Genomic DNA, 22,215 nt, shown 5'->3' with positions numbered 1-22,215 from the left:
CGATGCGGCCCGGACACCCACACACAAGGGAGACAGCAAAATGACAACGGCGTCTGTGCCCGCATCGGGCACCAGCAGGGCGCGGGTCGGAGTCCAGCGCTTCGGCACGTTCCTGTCCGGCATGATCATGCCGAACATCCCCGCGCTGATCGCGTGGGGCATCTTCACCGCGTTCTTCATCGCGGTCGGCTGGACCCCGGTCCCGGCGCTCGCGACGCTGGTGGGGCCCTTCATCCACTACCTCCTGCCGATCCTGATCGCCTACACCGGCGGAAACATCATCTACGGCGTGCGCGGCGGTGTGGTGGCCTCGATCGGCACGTTCGGCGCGATCGCCGGGTCGGACTATCTGATCGCCCAGATCAACGCCGGCCTGCCGGCCGACAACCAGCTCGGCCAGGTGCACATGTTCATCGGCGCGATGATCATGGCGCCGATCTGCGCCTATTCGATGAGGTGGCTCGACAACCTCTGGGAGGGCAAGATCCGCGCCGGCTTCGAGATGCTCGTGAACATGTTCTCGGCCGGCATCTGGGGCTTCGTGCTGGCGATCATCGGCTTCTACCCCATCGCGTGGCTGGTCAACGGCATCATGCAGGCGCTGAGCACCGCGGTCGACTGGCTCGTCTCGATGAACCTGCTGCCGCTCACGAGCATCATCATCGAGCCGGCGAAGGTGTTCTTCCTGAACAACGCCATCAACCACGGCGTGCTGACTCCGCTCGGCATCCAGCAGTCCGCCGAGACCGGGTCGTCTATCCTGTTCCTGCTCGAGGCCAACCCCGGCCCCGGCGTGGGTCTGCTGCTGGCGTTCACGTTCTTCGGCATCGGCGCCGCGCGCGCCTCCGCCCCGGGCGCCGCGGTGATCCAGTTCTTCGGCGGCATCCACGAGGTGTACTTCCCGTACGCGCTGATGAAGCCCATGCTGATCCTCGCGCTGATCGCGGGCGGCATGACCGGCGTCACGACGAACATGCTCCTGGGCGGCGCTCTGCGAGCGCCGGCCGCACCGGGCAGCATCTTCGCGGTGATCGCGCAAGTCGCGAACAACTCCTATGTCGCGGTCCTGCTCTCGGTGGTGCTGGCCGCCACCGTGACGTTCGTGATCTCGTGGGTCATCCTCCGCGCCTCGCGCAAGCGCGACCTCGAGGCCATGGCGGCGACCGACGACGCCTTCGGCGCGGCGATCACGCAGACCGCGGCGGCCAAGGGCAAGTCGTCGGCGGCTCTGGACGGCCTGCGCAGCGGCGCCGCCACGAGCGCGGACGGCGGCATCGAGCCGGCCACGATGACCGAGCGCGAGATCAAGAACATCGTGTTCGCGTGCGACGCGGGCATGGGTTCGTCGGCGATGGGCGCGAGCGTGCTGCGCAACAAGATCAAGAAGGCGGGCATCGAGGACGTCACTGTCACCAACAAGGCGATCGCGGCCCTGGACGCCTCGGCCGACCTGGTGATCACGCAGAACCAGCTCACCGACCGCGCACGGCAGAAGACGCCGGGCTCGGTCCACGTGTCGGTCGACAACTTCATGAACTCTCCGCGCTACGACGAGGTCGTGGACCTCGTCCGCGCCCAGCACGAGGATGGAAGCGCGTAGCTGAGACCGCGGTGGGGCCGGGCGGGCGCGAGCCCTCGGTCCCACCGCTCTCGGCACGGCCGCGCCCTGCTGCCCGGAACGGGCGGCGGGTCGCGGCATCCGTATCTCCACCGACGACATCTTCAGACGAACGACTTCAGACGGACGACGAGAAAGGCGAGAACATGGCACGCGAGGTTCTGAGCATCGGCCAGGTGCGCATCCACTCCGGCGGCGCGACGCGCGACGAGGCGATGCGGGAGGCGGCGGACATCCTGCAGTCGGCGGGCGCCGTCACGGGTGCCTACTACGACGCGATGCTCCAGCGCGAGCAGACCGTGTCGACCTACATGGGCAACGAGCTCGCGATCCCTCACGGCACCAACGAGACCAAGGGAGAGATCCTCGACTCCGCGCTCTCGGTCGTGCGCTACGACGGCGGTGTGGATTGGGACGGCAACCCCGTGACGTTCGTGGTCGGCATCGCGGGCAAGGGCGACGAGCACCTCGAGATCCTGTCGCAGATCGCGATCCTGTTCTCGGACGAGGACGAGGTCGAACGTCTCAAGACCGCGCAGACGCCGGAGGAGCTGTTCGGCCTGGTGTCGGCGGCGGGCGTGTGATGAAGGCCGTCCACTTCGGGGCCGGCAACATCGGGCGAGGGTTCGTCGGGCTGCTCCTGCACGAGGGCGGGTACGAGCTCGTCTTCTCGGACGTCGCCGCACCGCTCGTCGACGCGATCAACCGCGTGTCCCGGTACACGGTGCACGAGGTGGGCGAGGGCGGTCGCGACACGGTGGTGACGGGCTTCAAGGCCATCAACAGCGCCGAGCACCCCGACAAGGTGATCGACGAGATCGCTGTGGCGAACGTCGTCACGACGGCAGTGGGGCCGACCATCCTGAAGTTCGTCGCACCGCACATCGTCGCAGGACTGGCGCTGCGCGACCCGTCGAGCCCGCCGCTTCAGATCATGGCGTGCGAGAACGCGATCAACGCCACCGACCTGCTCCGCGACGAGATCAGGGCGCTCGCGGGCGACGCGTGGGACGCGATCTCGTCGCGCGCGGTGTTCGCCAACACCGCCGTCGACCGCATCGTGCCGGCCCAGCCGGAGGGCGCGGGCGTCGACGTCACGGTCGAGCCCTTCTTCGAGTGGGCGATCGAGCGGCCGCCGTTCGGCGACGACCCACCGAGCATCCCGGGCGCGCACTTCGTCGACGACCTCGCGCCCTACATCGAGCGCAAGCTCTTCACGGTCAACACGGGGCACGCGGCGACGGCGTACTTCGGCGCTCAGGCCGGCGTCGAGGCGATCGCCGGAGCGCTCGCCGACCCGAGCATCGCGTCGCGGGTCGAGGCTGCCCTCGAAGAGACGTCGGCGCTGCTGGAGGCCAAGCACGGACTCGACGCCGCGTCGCTGGCGGACTACCGCGCGACGATCCTGGGTCGCTTCCGCAACAAGGCTCTGCCCGACACGGTGTGGCGCGTGGGCCGTCAGCCACTGCGCAAGCTCTCGCGGCACGAGCGGTTCGTGGGACCCGCGGCCGAGGCCGCCGAGCGGGGGCTCGAGGTCGACGCGCTGGTCGCCGCGATGGGTGCGGCGCTCGCCTTCGACGACACCGAGGATGCCCAGTCGGTGGACCTGCAGCGGATGCTCCGGGAACAGGATGCTGCGTCCTTCACCGCGTCGGTCACGGGCCTCGAGCCGCAGCATCCGCTCTTCCCGAAGGTGGAGGCCGTCGTCGCCGCCCGGCAGGCGGAGCTCGGGGTCTGAACGCCCCGGGCATGCCGCGCTCGGGGCGCACCGGGATCGTTCGGGGCGCACCTCGCGCGCCCCGAACGCACGTCGTGCGCCCCGAACCCGCGGTTCGCTGCGGCCACCGCGTACGCTGAGTCGGTGAACCAGCCCGGACCGGACTCCGCGACCTCGCCCGACACCACCTCCGACTCGGCGACCAAGCCGCGCCGGCGTGGGCTGCGCGTCCTGTGGTGGGTGCTCGGCTCGATCGGGGCGCTCATCGTGCTCGCGGTCGCCGGCATCCTGATCTGGAGCCAGGTCGGCGTGATGGGCGCCGAGGCCGAGCCGCTCGCGGAGGTGACGGCGAACCCGGCGATCGAGATCACCGACACGGACGCGGGCATCGTGCTCTCCCCCGCCGGGGAGTCCGCCGATGTGGGGCTGGTCTACATCCCTGGCGCCAAGGTCGACCCGTGGGCCTACGCGTACAAGGTGTCGGGTCTCGTCGAGGACGGGGTCACCGTCGTCATCACCAAGCCCTGGCTCAACCTCGCGTTCTTCGACGTCAGGCCGCTGTCGACGTTCACCGGCCTCGCACCCGACGTCGACAGGTGGCTGGTGGGCGGGCACTCGCTCGGCGGCGTGCGGGCATGCCAGCTCGCGACGGATGCCGACGGCCTGGCGCTGTTCGGCTCGTACTGCTCGACCGACCTGTCGCAGTCCGGCCTCCCGGTGATCAGCGTCTCGGGCAGCGAGGACGGGCTCTCGACACCGCAGAAGATCGCGGACGCGCGGCACCTCCTCCCCGCAGACGCCGAGATGCACGAGATCGCGGGCGCGAGCCACTCCTCGTTCGGCGACTACGGCCTGCAGGCCGGCGACAACACGCCGACGATCTCGGACGAGGACATGCGCGACCAGCTCACCGAGCTCGTCGGATCGTTCGCCCTCGCCCAGGGCTAGCACGTGGCTCTCACCCTGGTGCTCGCGGGGATCGCGACCTTCGTCGCGGCGGTGATCCAGCGCATCACCGGACTCGGGTTCGTGCTGGTGCTGGTGGGGCCGATCGTGCTGCTCTACGGCCCCGTCGAAGGCGTCACCATCGCCGTGCTGCTCGCGCTCGTAGCAGCGTGCACCGCAGTTCCGTTCGTGTGGAAGCACGTCGAATGGCGTCGCACCTGGTGGCTGATCTGGCCGGGCCTGGTGGCGTCGCCGTTCGGCGTGCTCCTCGTGCACCTGCTGCCCGAGTCCGCATTGCTGCTGCTGATCGCCGCCATGGCGTACTTCGCACTCGTCGCGAGCCGCATCCCCGCGCTCTCGGCATCGCTGTCGGGCCGCCCGGGCGCTATCGTCGCCGGCTCGGCGGCCGGATTCATGAACGCCGCGAGCGGCCTTTCCGGCCCGGCGCTGGCCTCGTACGCGGTGGGCGACAAGTGGCCGCAGCGGCGCTTCGCGGCCAGCGTGCAGGTGATCTTCCTCGCGTTCGGCATCGCATCGGTCGTGCTGCGCGGGCTGCCGGTCTCCCCCATCGAAGACGTGGGCACTCTCGTGGTCGCCACGATCGCCGGCATCGCGATCGGCACGATCCTGTCGCGCAATGTCTCGCCGCGGATCGCCCGGGCGGCGATGCTCGCCATCGCGTGGGCCGGTGCGACGGTGGTGCTCGTACGGGGCATCCTGGCAGTCTTCGTGTGAGGCGAGCGGGAAATTTCGGTTAATTCCGACTAACGCTTAGGGTTGCTCTCGAACCTGGGGTCGGCATCGTCGCGCCGACGACACGACGACGTGTGGAGACGGAATGAAGGACGCATCAGCGCACCGCTATGCCATCATCGGCGCTGGTCCGTCGGGCCTCGCCGCAGCGCGCGCACTCCAGAAGGCCGGCATCGCCTTCGACGGCTACGAGGCTTCGCGCGGCGTCGGCGGCCTCTGGGACATCGAGAACCCGCGCTCCACGATGTACGAGTCGGCGCACCTCATCTCGTCGCGCACCACGACGGAGTTCACCGAGTTCCCCATGCGCACGAAGGCCGATTATCCCGGCCACCGCGAGCTCATCACCTACTTCCGCGACTTCGCCGACCACTTCGGGCTGACCGAGCACTTCCGGTTCGACACGAAGGTCACCTCCCTCGAGCCCACGGACGACGGCGGGTGGATGCTGCGCGCCGACGCCTCCGACGACACCGTCGAGCGGCGCTACGCCGGGGTGATCCTCGCGAACGGCACCCTCGCCGAGCCGAACATCCCGGTCTTCCGGGGAACGTTCACCGGCGAACTCCTCCACACCGCCGTCTACAAGTCCGCGACGCAGCTCACCGGCAGGCGGGTGCTCATCATCGGAGCCGGCAACTCGGGCTGCGACATCGCGGTCGACGCCGTGCACCACGCGGCCTCCGTCGAGATGAGCGTGCGCCGCGGCTACTACTTCGTGCCGCGGTACCTGTTCGGAAAGCCGTCCGACACGCTCAACCAGGGCAGGCCGCTGCCGGCGCGCATCAAGCAGTTCGTCGACACGCGCGTGCTGCGGGCATTCACCGGCGACCCGGTGCGGTTCGGCTTCCCCAAGCCCGACTACAAGATCTACGAGTCGCACCCGATCGTCAACACGCTGATCCTGGGCCACCTCGGCCAAGGGGATCTGCGGATCGTCCCCGACGTCGATCGCTTCGACGGCCGCACGGTGCACTTTCGAGACGGATCGTCGGGCGAGTACGACACGGTCGTCCTCGCGACGGGCTACAAGCTCGACTACCCGTTCGTCGATCGGGCCGCACTGGAGTGGTCGGGAATGGCACCGCGCCTCTTCCTCAACACCTTCACCCCCACGTTCAACGGGCTCTACGTGATGGGCATGATCGAGGCATCCGGAATCGGCTGGCAGGGCCGCTACGAGCAGGCCGAGCTCATCGCCGCCTACCTCACGGCGCTCGAGCACCACCCCGAACGCGCCGCCGCCTTCCGCGCGCGGGTGACCGGTGAGCCCTGGCCCGACCTCACGGGCGGGTACAACTACCTCGGCCTCGAGCGCATGGCGTACTACGTCAACAAGGACGCGTACCGCGGCGCCGTTCGCACCGCCACGCGGGCATTGCTGACGGATGCTGCTCCCCGCCGTCCGCGACGCAGGCGCAGCGCCGCGCGGAAGAAGGCGACGGCATGAACCCCGACGACGTCCTGCTCAACTTCAACCCCGGCACGCTCGTGATCCTCAACGTCGTGCTCGGGCTGATCATGTTCGGCATCGCGCTCGACACGACCCTGGAGGACTTCAAGGTCGTCGCGCGCAAGCCGAAGCCGTTCGTCATCGCGATCCTCGCGCAGCTCATCGTGCTGCCCGCTGTGACGTTCGCGCTGACGCTCATCCTGCCGGTGACGCCGTCGATGGCGCTCGGCATGATCCTCGTCGCGTGCTGCCCACCCGGCAACATCTCGCAGGTGCTCACGCACCGCTCCGGGGGCAACGTGGCGCTCTCGGTCTCGATGACGGCAGTGTCGAACGTCATCTACATCTTCGTGCTGCCGCTGTCGGTCGCCTTCTGGGGGTCGCTGCACCCGACGGCGCGTGAGCTGCTGGTCACCGTCGAGCTCAACCCCTGGACGATGTTCGCCGACATCCTGCTCATCATCGGCGTGCCGTTCGCCCTGGGCCTGTTCATCCGCCACCGCTTCCCCGTTTTCGCCAAGCGCGTGCAGCCGTTCGTCAAGTGGTTCTCGCTGCTCGCGCTCGTCGGCTTCATCGTCGCCGCGCTCGCGGGCAACTGGGCGTACTTCGTCGCTTTCCTCGGCATCATCGTGCTGGTCGTGACGATCCACGACGCGGTCGCCCTGGCGATCGGCTACAGCACCGCCGTCGTCGGGGGCCTCGGAACCCGCGAGCGCAAGGCGATGACCTTCGAGGTCGGCATCCGCAACGCGGGCCTCGGCCTCGGTCTGGTCTTCGCGTTCTTCGGCGGCCTCGGCGGCATGGCGATCGTCGCCGGCTGGTGGGGCATCTGGGACATCATCGCGGGCCTCATCGTCGCCGCTCTCTGGGCGCGGCACACGAAGGGACGCACGGGCTCGGCCAAGGGAGATGCCTCGCGCCACGCCCTTCGCGCCGCCCCCGCCGAGGGCGCGGCAGGCCCGGCGACCGACCCGGCAGGTCCCGCGGAGCCGCCCGCATGAGCCGGCGCGTCCTGGTCACCGGCGGCTCCGGCTTCCTCGGATCCCACGTCGCCGCCGCGCTCGCGGGCCACCCCGATGTCGAGCTGGTCGTGGCCGGCGACGTGCGGCGGCCGCAGCATCCCATCGACGGAATCGTCTACGACGACTGCGACGTGACCCGCCCCGAGGGGCTCGTGCCGCTCCTGCGACGGCACGACATCGACGTGGTCGTCCACCTCGCCGCGATCGTCAACCCCGGCCGCGACCACGGCCTGGAGTACCGCGTCGACGTCGACGGCTCGCGCCATGTGCTCGAGGCGTGCGTCGAAGCCGGCGTGAGGCGGATCGTCGTGTCGTCGTCGGGCGCCGCCTATGGCTACCACCCCGACAACCCCGAGTGGCTGCGGGAGAGCGATCCGGTGCGCGGCAACGACGAGTTCCCGTACTCGAAGCACAAGCGCCTCGTCGAGCAGCTTCTCGCAAGCTACCGCACCGCGCACCCCGAGCTCGAGCAGGTGGTGTTCCGCATCGGGACCATCCTCGGGCCTACCGTGCAGAACCAGATCACGGCCCTGTGGAACGGTCCGGCGTTGCTGAAGGTCCGCGGCTCGGAGTCGCCGTTCGTCTTCGTGTGGGTCGACGACGTCGCCGCCGCGATGGCGCGCGCCGCGACCGACGGTCCGCCCGGGGTGTACAACGTCGCCGGCGACGGCCGAGTCACGATCCCCGAGATCGCCCGGCGCCTCGGCAAGCCGGTCGTGACCGTGCCAGCCGGCATGCTCGGCTTCGGACTGAAGATCGGACGGATGCTGCGCCTCACCGTCCACGGACCCGAACAGGTCGGCTTCCTCCGCTACCGCCCCGTGCTCGCGAACACGAAGCTGAAGGAGGAGTTCGGCTTCACCCCGTCGAAGACGTCGTCCGAGGCCTTGGACGCATACCTCGCGTCCCACCCCGGCGTCGCCCGCCGCTGACCTCTGCTTCGCCCAGCGCCCCCGCCCCCGCCCGCGCTGCGAAGTCCGGACTTCGCAGCGCGAAGGCATCGCCGACCTGCGAAGTCCGGACTTCGCAGAGCGTTCTGGGAGGCAACGGCAGCCCGCGGTCCAGGAAACTCGGGCGGACCAGCGTCCCAGACCTGCGAAGTCCGGACTTGAGGACCGTCGTCAGGGGCGCCAACCGGCTCGAAGGAGGGCGCGGCGCACGATGTCCAGCGCAACCGAAGGGTCGGGTTCGAGGTGGTGGTTCAAGATTCGGACGAGATGCCATCCCTCGTCACCTATCGCGCGCCATCGATCCGCGTCCCGTTGGAACTGCACCATGTCCTCGGCGTGCTGGCGGCCGTCGAACTCCACGGCGACCCGGTACCGCGGATAGGCCTGATCGAGCCGAGCAACGAAGGTCCCGGATGACGTGAAGAGCTCACGGGCGAGATCTGGTTCGGGGAGGCCGCCGTCGACCAGTCGGATCCGCAGTTCCGTCTCCTTGGCAGACTCCGCGCCATCGCGTACGCGGTCGATCAAGCCTTGAAGCCGGGGGCGGCGCATCCGAGCCGCCTCGATCCGAAGCTCCTCGATGGTGGCGATCCGTCGCCGCCGCGCGACCAGGAAGTCGGCCGCGACGATGAGGTCGAGGTCGGAGAGTTGAGCCGATGCCTGAACCCACGCGCGTACCGGATTCTCAACCCGTAGTCCGCCGCGTACCGTGAATGCCGCCTCCCGCGGCGCGAAGCGATGGGAAACCACCCCGCGCGTGCGGACGGGATTGCGCGGCCGAATTCCGGAGATGTGAATGGCCTGGTCCCAGTCACGCGGAGTCGGAGCCCCGCGCAGCACGAGTGCAGAGGTGTGGCTGAAGAAGTCGTCGGCTCCCATGCGCACGGCGAGCTGAGCGCATCGCTTCTTGAACGCGCGAAGCTCGACGACTTTGCGGGGTGGATTCGCGGAGTCCGACGGTACCTCCTTCTCCTTGAGCTGCCGGACACCGTGGAACGGTCGCTCGAAGAGCGGGCCGTCGAGGGTTCCACGGCCGATTCCGTCCTCGAGTCCCTCGGCAACCGTGAACGGCTGACTTCCGAATGAAGGGCGCTTCTTCGTCACCTGCCCATCTCACGTTGCCTGGGCTCCTCGACCTCGTCACGCGGGCAGCCTCGTGCACAACCCACGCGGTATGCCCGCTGTGGAGGAGGCTGTGGGGTCCGGACACCGCCGGGAACCCGGCATCCCGAACCGGCGAAGTTCGGACATCGCACACAGCCAGCTGCGCGCACTCAGGATCCGCGAGGTCCGGACAACGCAGCAATCCCGGGCCCGAAACCGGTGAAGTCCGGATTTCGCAGAACATCAGATCGGACGGTCGAGGCGCAGAGACCCCGGCACGGTCGCGGGCACAGGAGGGCGTGGTCGACGTACGAAGAGGAGAACGGATGCCGCGGGCCGCGGCATCCGTTCTCCTCAGTCCGAAACGACCTAGGCGTCGAAGCCGTCGGCGATGAGGTCGATGAGCTCCTCGCGCTCCTCGACCGGGAGGAAGGCGCCGGCGGCGGCGTTGAGCTGGAAGGCCTCCAGGTCGTCGAGGCCGTACTCGAAGGTCTCGGCGAGGAGAGCCAGCTCACGCGTGAGCGAGGTGCGGCTCATCGTGCGGTTGTCGACGTTCACCGTGACCGAGAAGCCGAGCTGGTACAGCAGGTCGAAGGGGTGGTCCTCGAGGGTGGTGCCCCAACGCTCGATCGCCCCGGTCTGCAGGTTCGACGACGGCGACAGCTCGAGCGGGATCTCGCGGTCGCGCACCCAGCGCGCCAGGTCGCCGAACTGCACCAGCACCTCTTCGCCCGCGCGCGAGACGACCTCGAGGTCCTCGGCGAGGCGCACGCCGTGGCCGAGGCGCAGCGCGCGTCCGTCGATGAGCGCCGAACGGATGGAATCGAGGCCGGCCGCCTCGCCGGCGTGCACGGTGACCGGGAAGAACTCCGAAGCGAGGTAGTCGAACGCGTCGCGGTGGTTCGAGGCAGGAAAGCCGTCCTCGGCGCCGGCGATGTCGAAGCCCACGGCGCCGCGGTTGCGCCACTGCACCGCGAGTCGCGCGATCTCGAGCGAGCGGTCGGCGTGGCGCATCGCGGTGATGAGCTGGCCGACGCGGATGTCATGGCCCCGGCTCTCGGCGGCGTCCTCGCCCTCCTCGATGCCCTCCTGCACCGCGGCGACGACCTCGTCGAGAGACAACCCGCGGCCGAGGTGCTGCTCGGGCGCCCAGCGCACCTCGCCGTAGATCACGCCGTCGGCCGCGAGGTCTTCGACGAACTCTCGCGCGACGCGCGTCAGCCCCTCACGGGTCTGCATGACGGCGGTCGTCAGGTCGAACGTCTTCAGATACTCGACGAGCGAACCCGAGTCGCTCTTCTCGGCGAACCAGTCCGCGAGGTCGTCGGGGTCGGACTCGGGAACCTCGAGCCCGATCGCGTCGGCCAGGTCGATGATCGTCGCGGGGCGCACGCCGCCGTCGAGGTGATCGTGCAGCGAGACCTTGGGCAGGCTCCGCAGTGACACTCCGTCGAGGATGGCGTCGCCGTGCTGGTCGATGGGCATGGGGTTCTCCTCGGTTGCGATCGCAAGTGGGGATGTGGACGGATGCTGCGGCCCGGAGGGCGCGTCGGGGTCCGGCGCGGGACTGCCCCAGCCTAGGCCGTGATGCGTTCCAGGACGAGAGGAGTGCGCTCCGGTGCGTCGGGGCCGATCGTCCACGCGCCGTCGAGGGCTTCGAGGGCGCGGTCGAACCGGGAGTCATCCTCGCCGAGCAACGTGAACAGGGGCTGACCGGCCGCCACCTGATCACCGGGCTTCACGTGAAGGTCGATCCCCGCGGCGTGAAGCACCGGGTCCTGCGCCCGCGCTCGTCCGGCGCCCAGGCGCCACGCGGCGATCCCGAACGGGAGCGCCTCCATGCCGGTGACGAAGCCGTCCTCGGTCGCGGTGACGGTGTGCGTCTCGTTCGGGGCCGGGAGCGCAGCATCCGGATCGCCGTCCTGCGCGATGATCATCGCGCGCCAGGCGTCCATTGCGCGGCCGTCCTGCAGCGCCGCCTCCACGTCGGCGTCGGGCTGACCCGCGAGCGCCAGCATCTCGCGAGCGAGGGCCACCGTCAGCTCGACGACGTCGGCGGGGCCGCCGCCGGCGAGCACCTCGACCGATTCGCGCACCTCGTTGGCGTTGCCGATGGCGAGGCCCAGCGGGGTGTTCATGTCGGTGAGCAGCGCCGTCGTCGAGACGCCCGAGTCGGTGCCGAGCGCGACCATCGTGCGGGCGAGCTCGCGCGCGCGGTCGACGTCCTGCATGAAGGCGCCGGAGCCGAACTTCACGTCGAGCACGAGCGCATCGGTGCCCTCGGCGATCTTCTTCGACATGATGCTCGACGCGATGAGCGGGATCGCCTCGACGGTGCCGGTGACATCCCGCAGCGCGTAGAGCTTCTTGTCGGCCGGCGCGAGGCCGGAGCCGGCGGCGCAGATGACCGCGCCCATGTCGCGCAGCTGTGCGAACATCTCGTCGTTCGACAGCGCGGCCCGCCAGCCCGGGATCGACTCGAGCTTGTCGAGCGTGCCACCGGTGTGGCCGAGCCCGCGGCCCGACAGCTGAGGCACGGCGACGCCGAAACTCGCCACGAGGGGCGCGAGGGGAAGCGTGATCTTGTCGCCGACGCCACCGGTGGAGTGCTTGTCGACCGTCGGCTTGCCGAGGCCCGCGAAGCTCATCCGCTCCCCCGACGCGATCATCGCGTCGGTCATGACGCGGATCTCGTCGCGCGTCATCCCGTTGAGCAGTACCGCCATCGCGAACGCCGCCATCTGCGAGTCGGCGACGTAGCCGCGCGTGTACGCGTCGACCATCCAGCGCAGGGCCGGCTCGGCGACCGCACCCCCGTCGCGCTTGGCGCGGATGACGTCGACCGCGTCGAAGGCCTCGACCGCGGTCATCGCGCCGCCTCCTCGAGATCGCGCGGCCCGAACGCATCGGGCAGCACCTCGTCGATGGTGCGGATGCCCGACACCGTCTCGAGCAGCATGCCCGGGATCGCGAACTCGAAGAGCAGCTGACGGCAGCGGCCGCACGGCATGATCGTGTCGCCGTGGCCGTTGACGCACACGAACGCCACGAGGCTCCCGCCTCCCGAGTTCGCGAGCTCGCTGACCAGCCCGCACTCGGCGCACAGGCTGATGCCGTACGACGCGTTCTCGACGTTGCACCCGGTGACGATGCGCCCGTCGGTCACGAGCGCTGCAGCACCGACCTTGTACCGCGAGTACGGGGCGTACGCGCGCTCCATCGCGTCCGTTGCCGCGGCGCGCAGCTCATCCCAGTCGATATCGGTCATGAGCGCGCTCCGTTCGCGTCGGTTCGGGTATCAGGAGGGTCGACGGATGCTGCTTCCCGGCATCCGTCGCCCTTCACACGCACGGGAGGCACCGTGTCATCCCTTGATGTACGGCTTGCCGGCGGCGGCCGGACCGCGGATCTGGCCCGCGAAGCCGGCGACGGCGATGATGGTCACGACGTAGGGCAGCATGAGCATGAACTCGCTCGGGATCGGCGTCCGCAGCACCGTGAGGAGGTTCTGCAGGTTCGTCGCGAAGCCGAACAGCAACGCCGCCAGAGTCGCGCGGATCGGGTCCCAGCGACCGAAGATGACCGCCGCGAGAGCGATGAAGCCGAGGCCCGCCGTCATCTCCTTGGTGAACTGGCCCACCGAGACCAAGGTGAAGTACGCGCCGCCGATGCCGGCGATCGCGCCGGCGAGCGACACGTTCCAGAACCGGCTGGTGTTCACCTTGATGCCGACGGTGTCCGCCGCCTGGGGGTGCTCGCCGACGGCGCGCAGCCGCAGGCCCCAGCGGGTGCGGTACAGGCCCCAGGCGACGAGGGCGACCGTGATGTACATGAGGTAGACGATGAACGTCTGGTTGAACAGCACGGGCCCGATGATCGGGATGTCACTCAGCAGCGGGATCTCCCACCGCGTGAAGCGCACCGGCCGGTTGAGCTCCGACTCGTTCGGCACGAGCAGCGCGCCGTAGAGGAACCCGGTCAGGCCGGTGACGAGGACGTTCAGCACGACACCGACGATGACCTGGTCGACGAGGTACTTGATCGAGAACGCGGCCAGCACGAACGCGACGAGGACGCCGCCCACCATCGCGCCGACGAGACCGACGAACGGGTTGTGCGTGATGCTGGCCAGCAGGGCTGCGCTGAACGCGCCGAAGAGGAACTGACCCTCGATCGCGACGTTGACCACGCCGACCCGCTCGCCGATGACGCCGCCCAGCGCACCGAAGATGAGCGGGACCGACAGCGACAGCGCGCCGAACAGGAGCCCGGTGACGGGGACGAGCCCACCGGCGGATGCCCACACGAGGAATGCGAACACGGCGAGGAGGCTGAACACGATCGGCAGCCAGAGCCCGGTGCGGCGGTAGCTCGCGGAATCCCAGAATGCCCAGAGCGTGAGGAGCACGAGGAAGCCGACGAGGACCCAGCAGGTCACGGCGGTCGGGAAGCTCACGTTCGGCAGGGCGATGGTCGAGCTCGGGTCGCTCAGCCGGAAGGTGCTGATGCCGTTGCGGGGCACGAACAGGAACAGCAGCGCCAGCAGCGCCGTCGCGATCGCGAGCGTCACCGGCAGCTTGAGGTGGCGCACCTTCACGGTGGCGAGCTGGATCGTCCCGTCGGGAGCAGGAGCGAGCGCGGTCATGCGGACACCGCCTTCTTCGCAGCCTTGGCTCTCGCCTTGGCGGCCTTCTCGGCATCGGTCTTCGGCAGGAAGAAGATCGTGCGGATGAGCGGCGGGGCCGCGATGAACAGGACGATGAGGGACTGCACGACGAGCACGATGTCGACGGGGATGCCCTGCGAGGCCTGCATGGTGAAGGAGCCGGCCTTCAGCGCCCCGAACAGGATGCCGGCGGCGAAGACGCCCCATGCGCGGCTGCGGCCGAGGAGGGCCACGGTGATGGCGTCGAAGCCGATGCCCGCATCGATGAAGCCGTCGAAGCCGGTGGTCACGGAGCCCTGGATCTGGTTCATGCCGGCGAGCCCGGCGAGCCCGCCGGCGAAGAGCATCGCGTAGATGTACATCCGCTGCACCGAGATGCCCGACGCCCGGGCCGCGTGCGGGTTCTCGCCGACGGCGCGGAGGCGGAAGCCGAGGCTCGAGCGCTCGACCAGCCACCACACGAAGACGGTGGCCGCGATCACGAGCACGAAGCCCCAGTCGAGCAAGGGGAAGCGGGGGCCGAGCAGATCGGGGAACTGCGCGTTCGCCGGCGTCGCCGACGAGATCGGCTGGTCGCCCGCGGGGCGCTGCAGGATGCCGGGAGTGCGGACCATCCACGTCACGAGATAGAACGCGACGTAGTTGAGCATGATCGTGAGGATCACCTCGTGGGCGCCGGTGCGCGCCTTCAGCACGCCGACGATGCCACCCCAGATCGCACCGCCCGCGATACCGGCCGCGAGCGTGAGCGGCAGCTGGAGGAACATCGGAAGATCCAGGTTGAACGTGAACAGCGCCGCCGTCGCGCAGGCGATGAGGATCTGGCCGCGGCCACCGATGTTGAACAGGCCCACCCGGAACGCCAGCGCCACACCGAGGCCTGCGGCGATGAGCGGCGCGGCGAAGCCGAGCGTGTTGGTCAGCGGCCGGATCTGCGTCGCGAAGTCGTTCGCCCGGGGGTTGTAGATCGCCCCGCGGAAGAGTGCCTCGTAGCCGCCGTAGACCGCGTTCCAGACGGCGCCGATGGTGTCGCCGGGTCGCGCGAAGAAGTAGCCGGATGCCGCCTGGACGTCCTCGTCGGTGAGCGCCATGAGGATGCCGCCGACGACCATCGCGACGACGATCGCGAGCACCGTCGTCACCCAGTTGCTGCGCAGCAGCTCCTTGATGAAGACGTTCTGGCGCGGAGGCGGGGGCACCTCGCCGTCGACGGCACCGGGCGCCTCGGGCGTGGGGGCCGGAAGGTCGGGCGAGCCCGTGAGCGGACCCGATACGGGCGGGAGCTGTTCTGCGGGCAGGCCCTTGAGCGGGTCCGCGCCGGCGGCGGGATTCTCGTCGTTCACGCGACGGCCTCCTCTGGCTTCTCGCCGGCCATCATGAGGCCGAGAACGTCACGGGGGGTGTCGCCGGGCACGATGCCGACGATCGCGCCGCGGTACATCACGGCGATGCGGTCGGCGAGCGCGGCGACCTCGTCGAGCTCGGTGGAGACGACGACGACCGGGATGCCGGCATCCCTCGTCTCGACGATGCGCTTGTGAATGAACTCGATCGATCCGACGTCGACGCCGCGTGTCGGCTGCGCGGCCACGAGCAGTTTGAGCTCGCGGCTCATCTCGCGGGCGATCACGACCTTCTGCTGGTTTCCGCCGGAGAGCGTGCCGGCCGGCACGTCGGCACCCTGAGTGCGGATGTCGTACTCCGTGATGCGCGCCTTGGCGAAGTCGTCGAGCACGCCTCGACGGATGGTCCCGCCGGAGACGAAGGCCTTGTCGCCTGATCGGTCGAGGATGAGGTTCTCGGCGACCGTGAAGGTGCCGACGAGGCCGTCCTCGGTGCGATCCTCGGGCACGAAGCCGACCCCCTCGTCGAGGATGCCGCGCACGCTCTTGCCCACGAGCTCGACGCCGCCGAGCTCGATGGAGCCGCTCACCCGCTCACCCAGGCCCACCATCGCCTCGATGAGCTCGGTCTGACCGTTGCCCTGGACGCCCGCGACCGCGAGGATCTCGCCGGGGCGCACGTCGAAGCTCACGTCGTCCACGACGACGGTGCCGTTCGCGGTGACGACCCGGAGGTCGCGCACCTCGAGGCCACCCTCTCCGCGCTTCGGCGGGTCCTTGTGGACCGTGAGCTCGACCGCGCGGCCCACCATGAGAGAGGCGAGCTCCGCGTTGGACGCGGTCGGCGAGGCCTCGCCGACGACCTTGCCGAGCCGGATGACGGTGATGCGATCGGCGACGGCGCGCACCTCGCGCAGCTTGTGGGTGATGAAGACGATCGACGTGCCCTCGTCGCGCAGCTGCTTCATGATGGTCATCAGCTCGTCGGTCTCCTGCGGCGTGAGCACCGCAGTGGGCTCGTCGAACACGAGCACCTTCGCGTCGCGCGACAGGGCCTTGATGATCTCGACCCGCTGCTGCACGCCCACGGGAAGGTCGCCGACGATGGCGTCGGGATCGACTTCGAACCCGAAGCGGTCGGCGACGGAGCGCACGTGCTGGCGGGCCTTGGCGAGGTCGAGGGCGCCGAGCGCCTTCGTGTTCTCGTGGCCGAGCATGACGTTCTCGGCGACGGTGAAGACCGGGATGAGCATGAAGTGCTGGTGCACCATGCCGATTCCCGCGTTCATCGCGTCGCCCGGGCCGCGGAAGTGCTGGACGGCGTCGTCCAGGAGGATGTCGCCCTCGTCGGCCTGATAGAGGCCGTAGAGCACGTTCATGAGTGTGGATTTGCCGGCGCCGTTCTCGCCGAGAAGAGCGTGGATCTCACCCGGCTGGACCACGAGATCGATGTGGTCGTTCGCGACGAGGGACCCGAAACGCTTCGTGATCCCACGGAGCTCGAGCTTCATATGTGCACCCTATATATGCGGTCGGCCGCGGCGCCATCCATCTGATGGCGCCGGGGAAGAACGCGGCCGGGTGGAGTGGTCCACCCGGCCGCGTTCCGCTGATTCGTCTTGCCTTACGGCGAGCTGGGAGAGGTGACCTCGAGCTCGCCCGAGATGATCTGCTCCTCGAGCGCGGCGAGCTCGTCGAGCAGGCCCTCCGGCAGCTGCGACTCGAACGAGCCGAAGCCCGAGAGGCCCACGCCCCCGTTCTCGAGCGTTCCGATGTACGTGGTGACGTCGAAGTCGCCCGTCGACGCCTCCATGGTCGCCGCGTAGACGGCCTCGTCGATGCGCTTCATGATCGAGACCAGCACCATGTCGGCGACCGAGGGGTCGGCGGCGGCGAGGTCGGAGTCGACACCCAGCATGACGGTGCCGCTGCCCGCGTCGGTGATCGCGTCGCGCGCGCTCTGGTAGATCGGGCCGCCGACCGGGAGGATCACGTCGACGCCCTGGTCGAGGATGCCCTGCGCGGTCTGCTTGGCGGTGTCGTTGGCGGCGAAGCCACCCGTCATCGAGCCCTCTTGCGCGTCGACGTCCCAGCCATAGGTCTCGACCGAGGCGCCCTTGTCTTCGTTGTACTTCTCGACGCCGTCGATGAAGCCGTCCATGAAGATCGTCACCGGCGGGATCGGGATGCCGCCGAACGTGCCGACCTTGTTGACGCCGGCCTGCGCGGACCACGCGGCCGCGGCGTAACCGCCGAGGTACGCGGCCTGGACCGTGTCGAACAGCAGGGGCTTGATGTTCGGCGCGTCGGTGGTGCCGTCGCCGGTCTCCTTGCCGTCATCGCCCGTCGCGCCGCTGTTGTCGGCCCGGTCGTCGATGATGGCGAAGTCCACGTCGGGGTTCGCGAGTGCGGAGGCGACCGTGTCGGCCGAGAGCTTGAAGCCGACCGAGACGATGAAGGTGCAGCCCTCTGCGATGAGGTTCTCGAGGTTCGGGGCGTAGTCATTGGCCGAGCTCGACTCGACTTCGATGGCCTCGACGCCGAGCTCGTCGGCGGCGCGCTCCATGCCCTCCAGCGCGGACTGGTTGAACGACTTGTCGTTGAAGCCGCCGTCATCCGACACGAGGCAGGGGGTGAAACCCTCGACGACGTTCCCGGCGTCTCCGGTGGATTCCGTCTCCTCGGGGGCGGAGCCGCAGCCGGCGAGGGCGATCAGCATGCCCGCGGCGACCGTGACGCCGACGAGCTTCTTGGTGCGTGAGATGGTCAACTCAGCCTCCACTACGTTCCCCCGCGTCCTTCACGGGGACTGCACAAAGTTACCCACTGTGACGGCGCAGTTGCATGCTTCGCGAGGCCCCGTGCGCGAAAGGTTACAAAGACGCAATATCCCGCTCAGATGAGCAGACGATCAGGGGAAACGGATGCCGTGGGCCGCAGCATCCGTTTTCACAGAACCTCGCCGCGCCCGCTGAGCTTGAGGGCGTCGACGACCCCCTTCACACGCTGCGCGTGCTCGCTCGTGGTGACCAGCAGCGCGTCTTCGGTGTCGACCACCACGATGTCGCGCACGCCGATGAGGCTGATGACGCGGCGCGTCTGGCTGACGACGATGCCGCTGGCGGCGTCGGAGAGGATGCGGGCGTTCTCGCCGAGGATCGCGAGGTCGTTCTTGCGGCCGTGGGAGTTGAGCTTGGCGAGGCTCGCGAAGTCCCCCACGTCGTCCCAGTCGAAGTGGCCGGGGATGACGGCGAGGCGGCCCTTCGCCGCGGCGGGCTCGGCGACGGTGTAGTCGATCGCGATCTTCTTGAGCGTCGGCCACACCCGGTCGACGACCGGTCCGCGCTGGTCGCGGTCGTCCCATGCCTCGGCCAGCTCCATGAGACCCGCGTAGAGCTCAGGCTCGTTCTCGGCGATCTCGCCGAGCAGGATGTCGGCTCGCGAGATGAACATTCCCGCGTTCCACAGGTAGTTGCGGTCCGCGAAGTACTCCTTCGCCGTCTCGAGGTCGGGCTTCTCGACGAAGCTCTCGACCAGTGCCGCCTCGGGGGCGCCCTCGATCTTCAGCGCGTCGCTCTTCTTGATGTAGCCGAACCCCACGGACGGCTCGGACGGCTGGATCCCGATGGTGCAGATGTAGCCGTCGCGCGCGGTGGCGACGGCCTGGTTCACGGCCCACTCGAACAGCTGCGGCACGCGGATGACGTGGTCGGCGGCGAACGAGCCGATGATCACGTCGGGCTCGCGGCGCGAGAGGATCGCCGCGGCCAGTCCGATGGCGGCCGTCGAGTCGCGGGGCTCGGACTCGAGGATCACGTTCTTGTCGGCGATGCCGGGCAGCTCCTTCTCGACCGCGGCGCGGTGCGCCCGCCCGGTCACGACCGCGATGCGGTCGGGGCCGGCCAGCGGCTCGAGGCGGTCCCACGTGTCGCGCAGCAGCGTGCGGCCCGAACCGGTGAGGTCGTGGAGGAACTTCGGCGCGTCGGCGCGAGACAGCGGCCACAGCCGGCTGCCGATGCCGCCGGCGGGGATCACGGCGTAGAAGTCGTCGATGGGTCCGGACATGGCACCAGGCTACCGGGCGGGTTTTCCCACAGATGGCAGGCATGTGGCGGGGACATGACGACGGCGGCGGGCCTTTCGGCCCACCGCCGTCGCGGTTGCGCTCAGCCCTGTCGGGGCGAGGTGCCCGGGGTCGCCTCGCGCAGCGACTCGAGCATCGCGTCGAAGGCGGGCTTCGGCGAGAAGTCGTCTTCGAAGATGGTCGCCCAGCCCTCACCGGGGAAGACGGCCGGAACCCACGAGTTCGCGTCCGGGAAGCCCCATACGGTGAAGGAGGAGCAGGCGGGCACGTTGAGGCACGCCTCGAGCATCGCGTCGTAGCGCTCGGTCTGAAGGGCGACCTGCTCGGGCGTGGGTCCGGTCTCGCCCTCCTGCAGCGGGATGCGCACGTCCGCCTCGGTCACGGCCACGTTCAGTCCCAGCGCGGCGAAGCGCTCGAAGTTCGCCTGGATGGAGGTGTCGAATCCGTACAGCAGGCTGAGGTGGCCCTGCGCACCGAACCCGCCGAGCGGAACGCCGTCGGCGAGCATGCGCTGCGCCAGCTCGTAGTACGCGTCGGTCTTCTGGTTGATCCCCTCCGCGTTGTAGTCGTTCAGGAACAGGGTGGCGTCAGGGTCGGCCTCGTGGGCCCACCGGAAGGCGTCTTCGAGGAGAGCGACCGGGTCGGCGGCGCAGGCCCTGAGGAAGGGATTGGCCTGCGTGCGCAGCCGAACGCCGCCCGCGTCCCACGTGTCTTGGAAGATCTCGTTCGCGACATCCCACTCGTAGATCTTGCCCTTGAAGTGGCCGACCACGGTGCGGATGTGATCCTCGAGGACGGCGCGCGCCTCGTCGCAGGTCCACGTCTGGCTCGCCTCGTTGACCCACGCGGGGTTCTGGCTGTGCCAGAGCAGCGTGTGGCCGCGGACCTGCTGGTGATTCGCCTCGGCGAAGGCGACCAGCGCGTCGGCGGACGAGAAGTCGTAGACGCCGGGAGCGGGGTGGACGGCGTCCCACTTCATGTCGTTCTCGGGCGTCAGCGACGAGAACTGGTCGCCCAGAACCTGCTGCAGCTCGGTGGGCGACGCGGGGTCGTAGACGACGAGATCCCGCTCGCCCCAGACGGCGCTGCCGATGGCGAGGTCGCGCGGCGCCTGGTTACGCAGGGCGTCCTTGTCGGCGTTGCTGAATCCCGGGGGCGCGGCGTTCGCTGCGGTGGCCGCGCAGAGCGGCAGAACCAGGGCTGCGGCGGCGGTGGCCACCAAGAGCGATCGGATCGATCGGCGCATGGAGTACTCCTGACATCGTCGTCGTGCATATGCCTCATCAGCGAGGCATATGTTTCGTTGCCCAACAAAAGCTAGGCGCGTCGATCGGAGGGAGCAAAAGGTTTCGAGGGGTTTTCCATGATCGCCGTGTTTCGGCGCGTCCCGCGGTCCGGGCCAGCCGTTGCGCTGCATCGCGGAGCCGTATGGAGCGCAAGAACGCCGGTTCTTTCCGGACGCGAAGATCCCTCCGGATGGAGGGGTCGTAAGGGCCGCCTTCGTCGCCTGTCCGCGAAATGCGGGAATAGGATGTTTGCAGCGCCCGCGTGACGCCGACGGCCCGAAGCCCACCGTTCCGGGCCCTCTTCGGGGGCCGTCCTCGCCGTCCGAGGCCAGCCCCATCGTGTTTCGATCCAAGGAGGACGCACGTGTCTGCACCAGCACGCGTCACACCGTCGGTATCCGAGACCACCTCCCGAGTCCCCCGCGGCACCCTGTACCGCGGGAACGAGGGCATGTGGTCGTGGGTGCTGCACCGCATCACCGGCGTCGCCATCTTCTTCTTCCTGCTCGTCCACATCCTCGACACGGCGCTCATCCGGGTGTCGCCCGAGGCGTACGACGCGGTCATCGGCACGTACAAGAACCCGGTGATGGCTCTGGGCGAGGTCGCCCTGGTCGGCGCCATCGCGTACCACGCGTACAACGGCCTGCGCATCATCCTGGTCGACATGTGGTCGTGGGCGACCCGCCACCAGCGCCAGCTGTGGTGGGGCGTGCTGGGCCTCTGGGCGGTGACGATGCTCGGCTTCGTCCCGCGCCACCTCATGCTCGCCTTCGCTCCGGGAGGGGGCCACTGATGACCGCCATCGCCGATCCGCGCGCACCGCGCGCCGCCGTCCGCCGCCGAGGCGCCAACCTCGAGAAGTGGGGCTGGGTCTACATGCGCGCCTCGGGCGTGCTCCTCGTGGTCCTCATCTTCGGCCACCTCTTCGTCAACCTGATGGTCGGCGAGGGCATCCACGGCATCGACTTCGCCTTCGTCGCCGGCAAGTACGCCTCGCCGTTCTGGCAGTGGTGGGACGTCCTCATGCTGTGGCTCGCCCTGATCCACGGCGCGAACGGCATGCGCACGATCGTCAACGACTACGTGACCCACGCCGGCACCCGCCGCGTGCTGGTCTGGGCGCTCGGGCTCGCCGCCGCGTTCCTCATCGTGCTCGGCACGCTCGTCGTCTTCACGTTCGACCCGTGCATCGGCTTCGACCCCGACACCGCGTCCGACGTCATCATCGGAATCTGCGCCTAAGCGTTCGGGCGACCCCCGAGCATCGACCA

20 protein-coding genes are annotated in these 22,215 nt (G+C 69.1%); 10 read left to right on the top strand and 10 right to left on the bottom strand.

Annotated elements, in window-relative coordinates; all coding sequences use genetic code 11:
* Positions 1-40: 40 nt before the first annotated feature.
* The 8 genes from JNB61_RS18585 (at position 41) to JNB61_RS18550 (ending at position 8,440) form a co-directional block, all read left to right on the top strand.
* Entirely contained in the window at positions 41-1,600 is a 1,560-nt protein-coding gene (locus JNB61_RS18585) for a PTS mannitol transporter subunit IICB (RefSeq protein ID WP_220340609.1), read from the top strand.
* Positions 1,601-1,764: 164 nt separating this feature from the next.
* Positions 1,765-2,202, top strand: coding sequence for a PTS sugar transporter subunit IIA (locus JNB61_RS18580; protein WP_220290903.1), 438 nt, complete (start codon positions 1,765-1,767; stop codon positions 2,200-2,202).
* Positions 2,202-3,356 carry a mannitol-1-phosphate 5-dehydrogenase gene (locus JNB61_RS18575; RefSeq protein WP_220340608.1) on the top strand — a complete coding sequence of 385 codons (1,155 nt, stop codon included), beginning with the start codon at positions 2,202-2,204 and terminating at the stop codon, positions 3,354-3,356. The genes JNB61_RS18580 and JNB61_RS18575 overlap by 1 nt, the downstream gene beginning before the upstream one ends.
* A 123-nt stretch (positions 3,357-3,479) precedes the next feature.
* Positions 3,480-4,283, top strand: a complete 804-nt coding sequence (locus JNB61_RS18570) for an alpha/beta hydrolase (protein WP_220340607.1) — start codon at positions 3,480-3,482, stop codon at positions 4,281-4,283.
* Positions 4,284-4,286: 3 nt separating this feature from the next.
* The gene (locus JNB61_RS18565; RefSeq protein ID WP_220340606.1) at positions 4,287-5,015 is read left to right on the top strand and encodes a TSUP family transporter; all 729 of its coding nucleotides are present in this window, start codon (positions 4,287-4,289) and stop codon (positions 5,013-5,015) included.
* Between the two features lie 103 nt (positions 5,016-5,118).
* Positions 5,119-6,483, top strand: a complete 1,365-nt coding sequence (locus tag JNB61_RS18560; protein ID WP_220340605.1) for a flavin-containing monooxygenase — start codon at positions 5,119-5,121, stop codon at positions 6,481-6,483.
* Positions 6,480-7,487 carry a bile acid:sodium symporter family protein gene (locus JNB61_RS18555; protein ID WP_220340604.1) on the top strand — a complete coding sequence of 336 codons (1,008 nt, stop codon included), beginning with the start codon at positions 6,480-6,482 and terminating at the stop codon, positions 7,485-7,487. The genes JNB61_RS18560 and JNB61_RS18555 overlap by 4 nt, the downstream gene beginning before the upstream one ends.
* Positions 7,484-8,440 (top strand): SDR family oxidoreductase, encoded by a 957-nt coding sequence (locus JNB61_RS18550; protein ID WP_220340603.1) that lies wholly within the window; start codon positions 7,484-7,486, stop codon positions 8,438-8,440. Before JNB61_RS18555 ends, JNB61_RS18550 begins: the two co-directional genes overlap by 4 nt.
* Positions 8,441-8,629: 189 nt before the next feature.
* Here JNB61_RS18550 and JNB61_RS18545 read toward each other — a convergent pair whose 3' ends face one another.
* From JNB61_RS18545 to JNB61_RS18500, 10 genes are all read right to left on the bottom strand, one after another.
* The gene (locus tag JNB61_RS18545) at positions 8,630-9,337 is read right to left on the bottom strand and encodes a DUF559 domain-containing protein (protein WP_220290916.1); all 708 of its coding nucleotides are present in this window, start codon (positions 9,335-9,337) and stop codon (positions 8,630-8,632) included.
* Between the two features lie 594 nt (positions 9,338-9,931).
* Entirely contained in the window at positions 9,932-11,047 is a 1,116-nt protein-coding gene (locus tag JNB61_RS18540) for an adenosine deaminase (RefSeq protein ID WP_220340602.1), read from the bottom strand.
* Between the two features lie 92 nt (positions 11,048-11,139).
* On the bottom strand, positions 11,140-12,432 hold the full coding sequence (locus JNB61_RS18535) for a thymidine phosphorylase (RefSeq protein ID WP_220340601.1): 1,293 nt from the start codon (positions 12,430-12,432) through the stop codon (positions 11,140-11,142).
* Positions 12,429-12,830: a cytidine deaminase gene (locus JNB61_RS18530; protein WP_220290921.1), complete on the bottom strand. Its 402-nt coding sequence runs from the start codon at positions 12,828-12,830 to the stop codon at positions 12,429-12,431. Before JNB61_RS18530 ends, JNB61_RS18535 begins: the two co-directional genes overlap by 4 nt.
* Positions 12,831-12,926: 96 nt before the next feature.
* The gene (locus JNB61_RS18525) at positions 12,927-14,207 is read right to left on the bottom strand and encodes an ABC transporter permease (RefSeq protein ID WP_220290923.1); all 1,281 of its coding nucleotides are present in this window, start codon (positions 14,205-14,207) and stop codon (positions 12,927-12,929) included.
* Entirely contained in the window at positions 14,204-15,571 is a 1,368-nt protein-coding gene (locus JNB61_RS18520) for an ABC transporter permease (protein WP_220340600.1), read from the bottom strand. Before JNB61_RS18520 ends, JNB61_RS18525 begins: the two co-directional genes overlap by 4 nt.
* Positions 15,568-17,082, bottom strand: coding sequence for an ABC transporter ATP-binding protein (locus tag JNB61_RS18515; RefSeq protein ID WP_220340599.1), 1,515 nt, complete (start codon positions 17,080-17,082; stop codon positions 15,568-15,570). Before JNB61_RS18515 ends, JNB61_RS18520 begins: the two co-directional genes overlap by 4 nt.
* A 113-nt stretch (positions 17,083-17,195) precedes the next feature.
* Positions 17,196-18,341: a BMP family lipoprotein gene (locus JNB61_RS18510; RefSeq protein WP_220290929.1), complete on the bottom strand. Its 1,146-nt coding sequence runs from the start codon at positions 18,339-18,341 to the stop codon at positions 17,196-17,198.
* Between the two features lie 179 nt (positions 18,342-18,520).
* Positions 18,521-19,636 carry a mannose-1-phosphate guanylyltransferase gene (locus JNB61_RS18505; protein ID WP_159845852.1) on the bottom strand — a complete coding sequence of 372 codons (1,116 nt, stop codon included), beginning with the start codon at positions 19,634-19,636 and terminating at the stop codon, positions 18,521-18,523.
* 101 nt (positions 19,637-19,737) lie between these two features.
* Positions 19,738-20,901: an endo-1,4-beta-xylanase gene (locus JNB61_RS18500; RefSeq protein ID WP_220290931.1), complete on the bottom strand. Its 1,164-nt coding sequence runs from the start codon at positions 20,899-20,901 to the stop codon at positions 19,738-19,740.
* 404 nt (positions 20,902-21,305) lie between these two features.
* Here JNB61_RS18500 and sdhC point away from each other — a divergent pair, with 404 nt between their 5' ends.
* Positions 21,306-21,737 (top strand): succinate dehydrogenase, cytochrome b556 subunit, encoded by a 432-nt coding sequence (gene sdhC / locus JNB61_RS18495; RefSeq protein WP_082497100.1) that lies wholly within the window; start codon positions 21,306-21,308, stop codon positions 21,735-21,737.
* Positions 21,737-22,186 carry a succinate dehydrogenase hydrophobic membrane anchor subunit gene (locus tag JNB61_RS18490; RefSeq protein ID WP_159845861.1) on the top strand — a complete coding sequence of 150 codons (450 nt, stop codon included), beginning with the start codon at positions 21,737-21,739 and terminating at the stop codon, positions 22,184-22,186. Before sdhC ends, JNB61_RS18490 begins: the two co-directional genes overlap by 1 nt.
* Positions 22,187-22,215: the final 29 nt, after the last annotated feature.

This window comes from Microbacterium ureisolvens (assembly GCF_019511645.1).
Classification (GTDB): domain Bacteria; phylum Actinomycetota; class Actinomycetes; order Actinomycetales; family Microbacteriaceae; genus Microbacterium; species Microbacterium ureisolvens_A.
Note: the sequence above shows the minus strand (reverse complement) of the source record. Positions and strands in the feature narration are given on the sequence as shown.

What these genes read in the sequence shown, in the direction of transcription:
- JNB61_RS18585 (WP_220340609.1), top strand. Translation starts at nt 41, where the DNA reads ATGACAACGGCGTCTGTGCCCGCATCGGGCACCAGCAGGGCGCGGGTC.
- JNB61_RS18580 (WP_220290903.1), top strand. Translation starts at nt 1,765, where the DNA reads ATGGCACGCGAGGTTCTGAGCATCGGCCAGGTGCGCATCCACTCCGGC.
- JNB61_RS18575 (WP_220340608.1), top strand. Translation starts at nt 2,202, where the DNA reads ATGAAGGCCGTCCACTTCGGGGCCGGCAACATCGGGCGAGGGTTCGTC.
- JNB61_RS18560 (WP_220340605.1), top strand. Translation starts at nt 5,119, where the DNA reads ATGAAGGACGCATCAGCGCACCGCTATGCCATCATCGGCGCTGGTCCG.
- JNB61_RS18555 (WP_220340604.1), top strand. Translation starts at nt 6,480, where the DNA reads ATGAACCCCGACGACGTCCTGCTCAACTTCAACCCCGGCACGCTCGTG.
- JNB61_RS18550 (WP_220340603.1), top strand. Translation starts at nt 7,484, where the DNA reads ATGAGCCGGCGCGTCCTGGTCACCGGCGGCTCCGGCTTCCTCGGATCC.
- JNB61_RS18545 (WP_220290916.1), bottom strand. Translation starts at nt 9,337, where the DNA reads ATGGGAGCCGACGACTTCTTCAGCCACACCTCTGCACTCGTGCTGCGC.
- JNB61_RS18540 (WP_220340602.1), bottom strand. Translation starts at nt 11,047, where the DNA reads ATGCCCATCGACCAGCACGGCGACGCCATCCTCGACGGAGTGTCACTG.
- JNB61_RS18535 (WP_220340601.1), bottom strand. Translation starts at nt 12,432, where the DNA reads ATGACCGCGGTCGAGGCCTTCGACGCGGTCGACGTCATCCGCGCCAAG.
- JNB61_RS18530 (WP_220290921.1), bottom strand. Translation starts at nt 12,830, where the DNA reads ATGACCGATATCGACTGGGATGAGCTGCGCGCCGCGGCAACGGACGCG.
- JNB61_RS18525 (WP_220290923.1), bottom strand. Translation starts at nt 14,207, where the DNA reads ATGACCGCGCTCGCTCCTGCTCCCGACGGGACGATCCAGCTCGCCACC.
- JNB61_RS18515 (WP_220340599.1), bottom strand. Translation starts at nt 17,082, where the DNA reads ATGAAGCTCGAGCTCCGTGGGATCACGAAGCGTTTCGGGTCCCTCGTC.
- JNB61_RS18505 (WP_159845852.1), bottom strand. Translation starts at nt 19,636, where the DNA reads ATGTCCGGACCCATCGACGACTTCTACGCCGTGATCCCCGCCGGCGGC.
- JNB61_RS18500 (WP_220290931.1), bottom strand. Translation starts at nt 20,901, where the DNA reads ATGCGCCGATCGATCCGATCGCTCTTGGTGGCCACCGCCGCCGCAGCC.
- JNB61_RS18490 (WP_159845861.1), top strand. Translation starts at nt 21,737, where the DNA reads ATGACCGCCATCGCCGATCCGCGCGCACCGCGCGCCGCCGTCCGCCGC.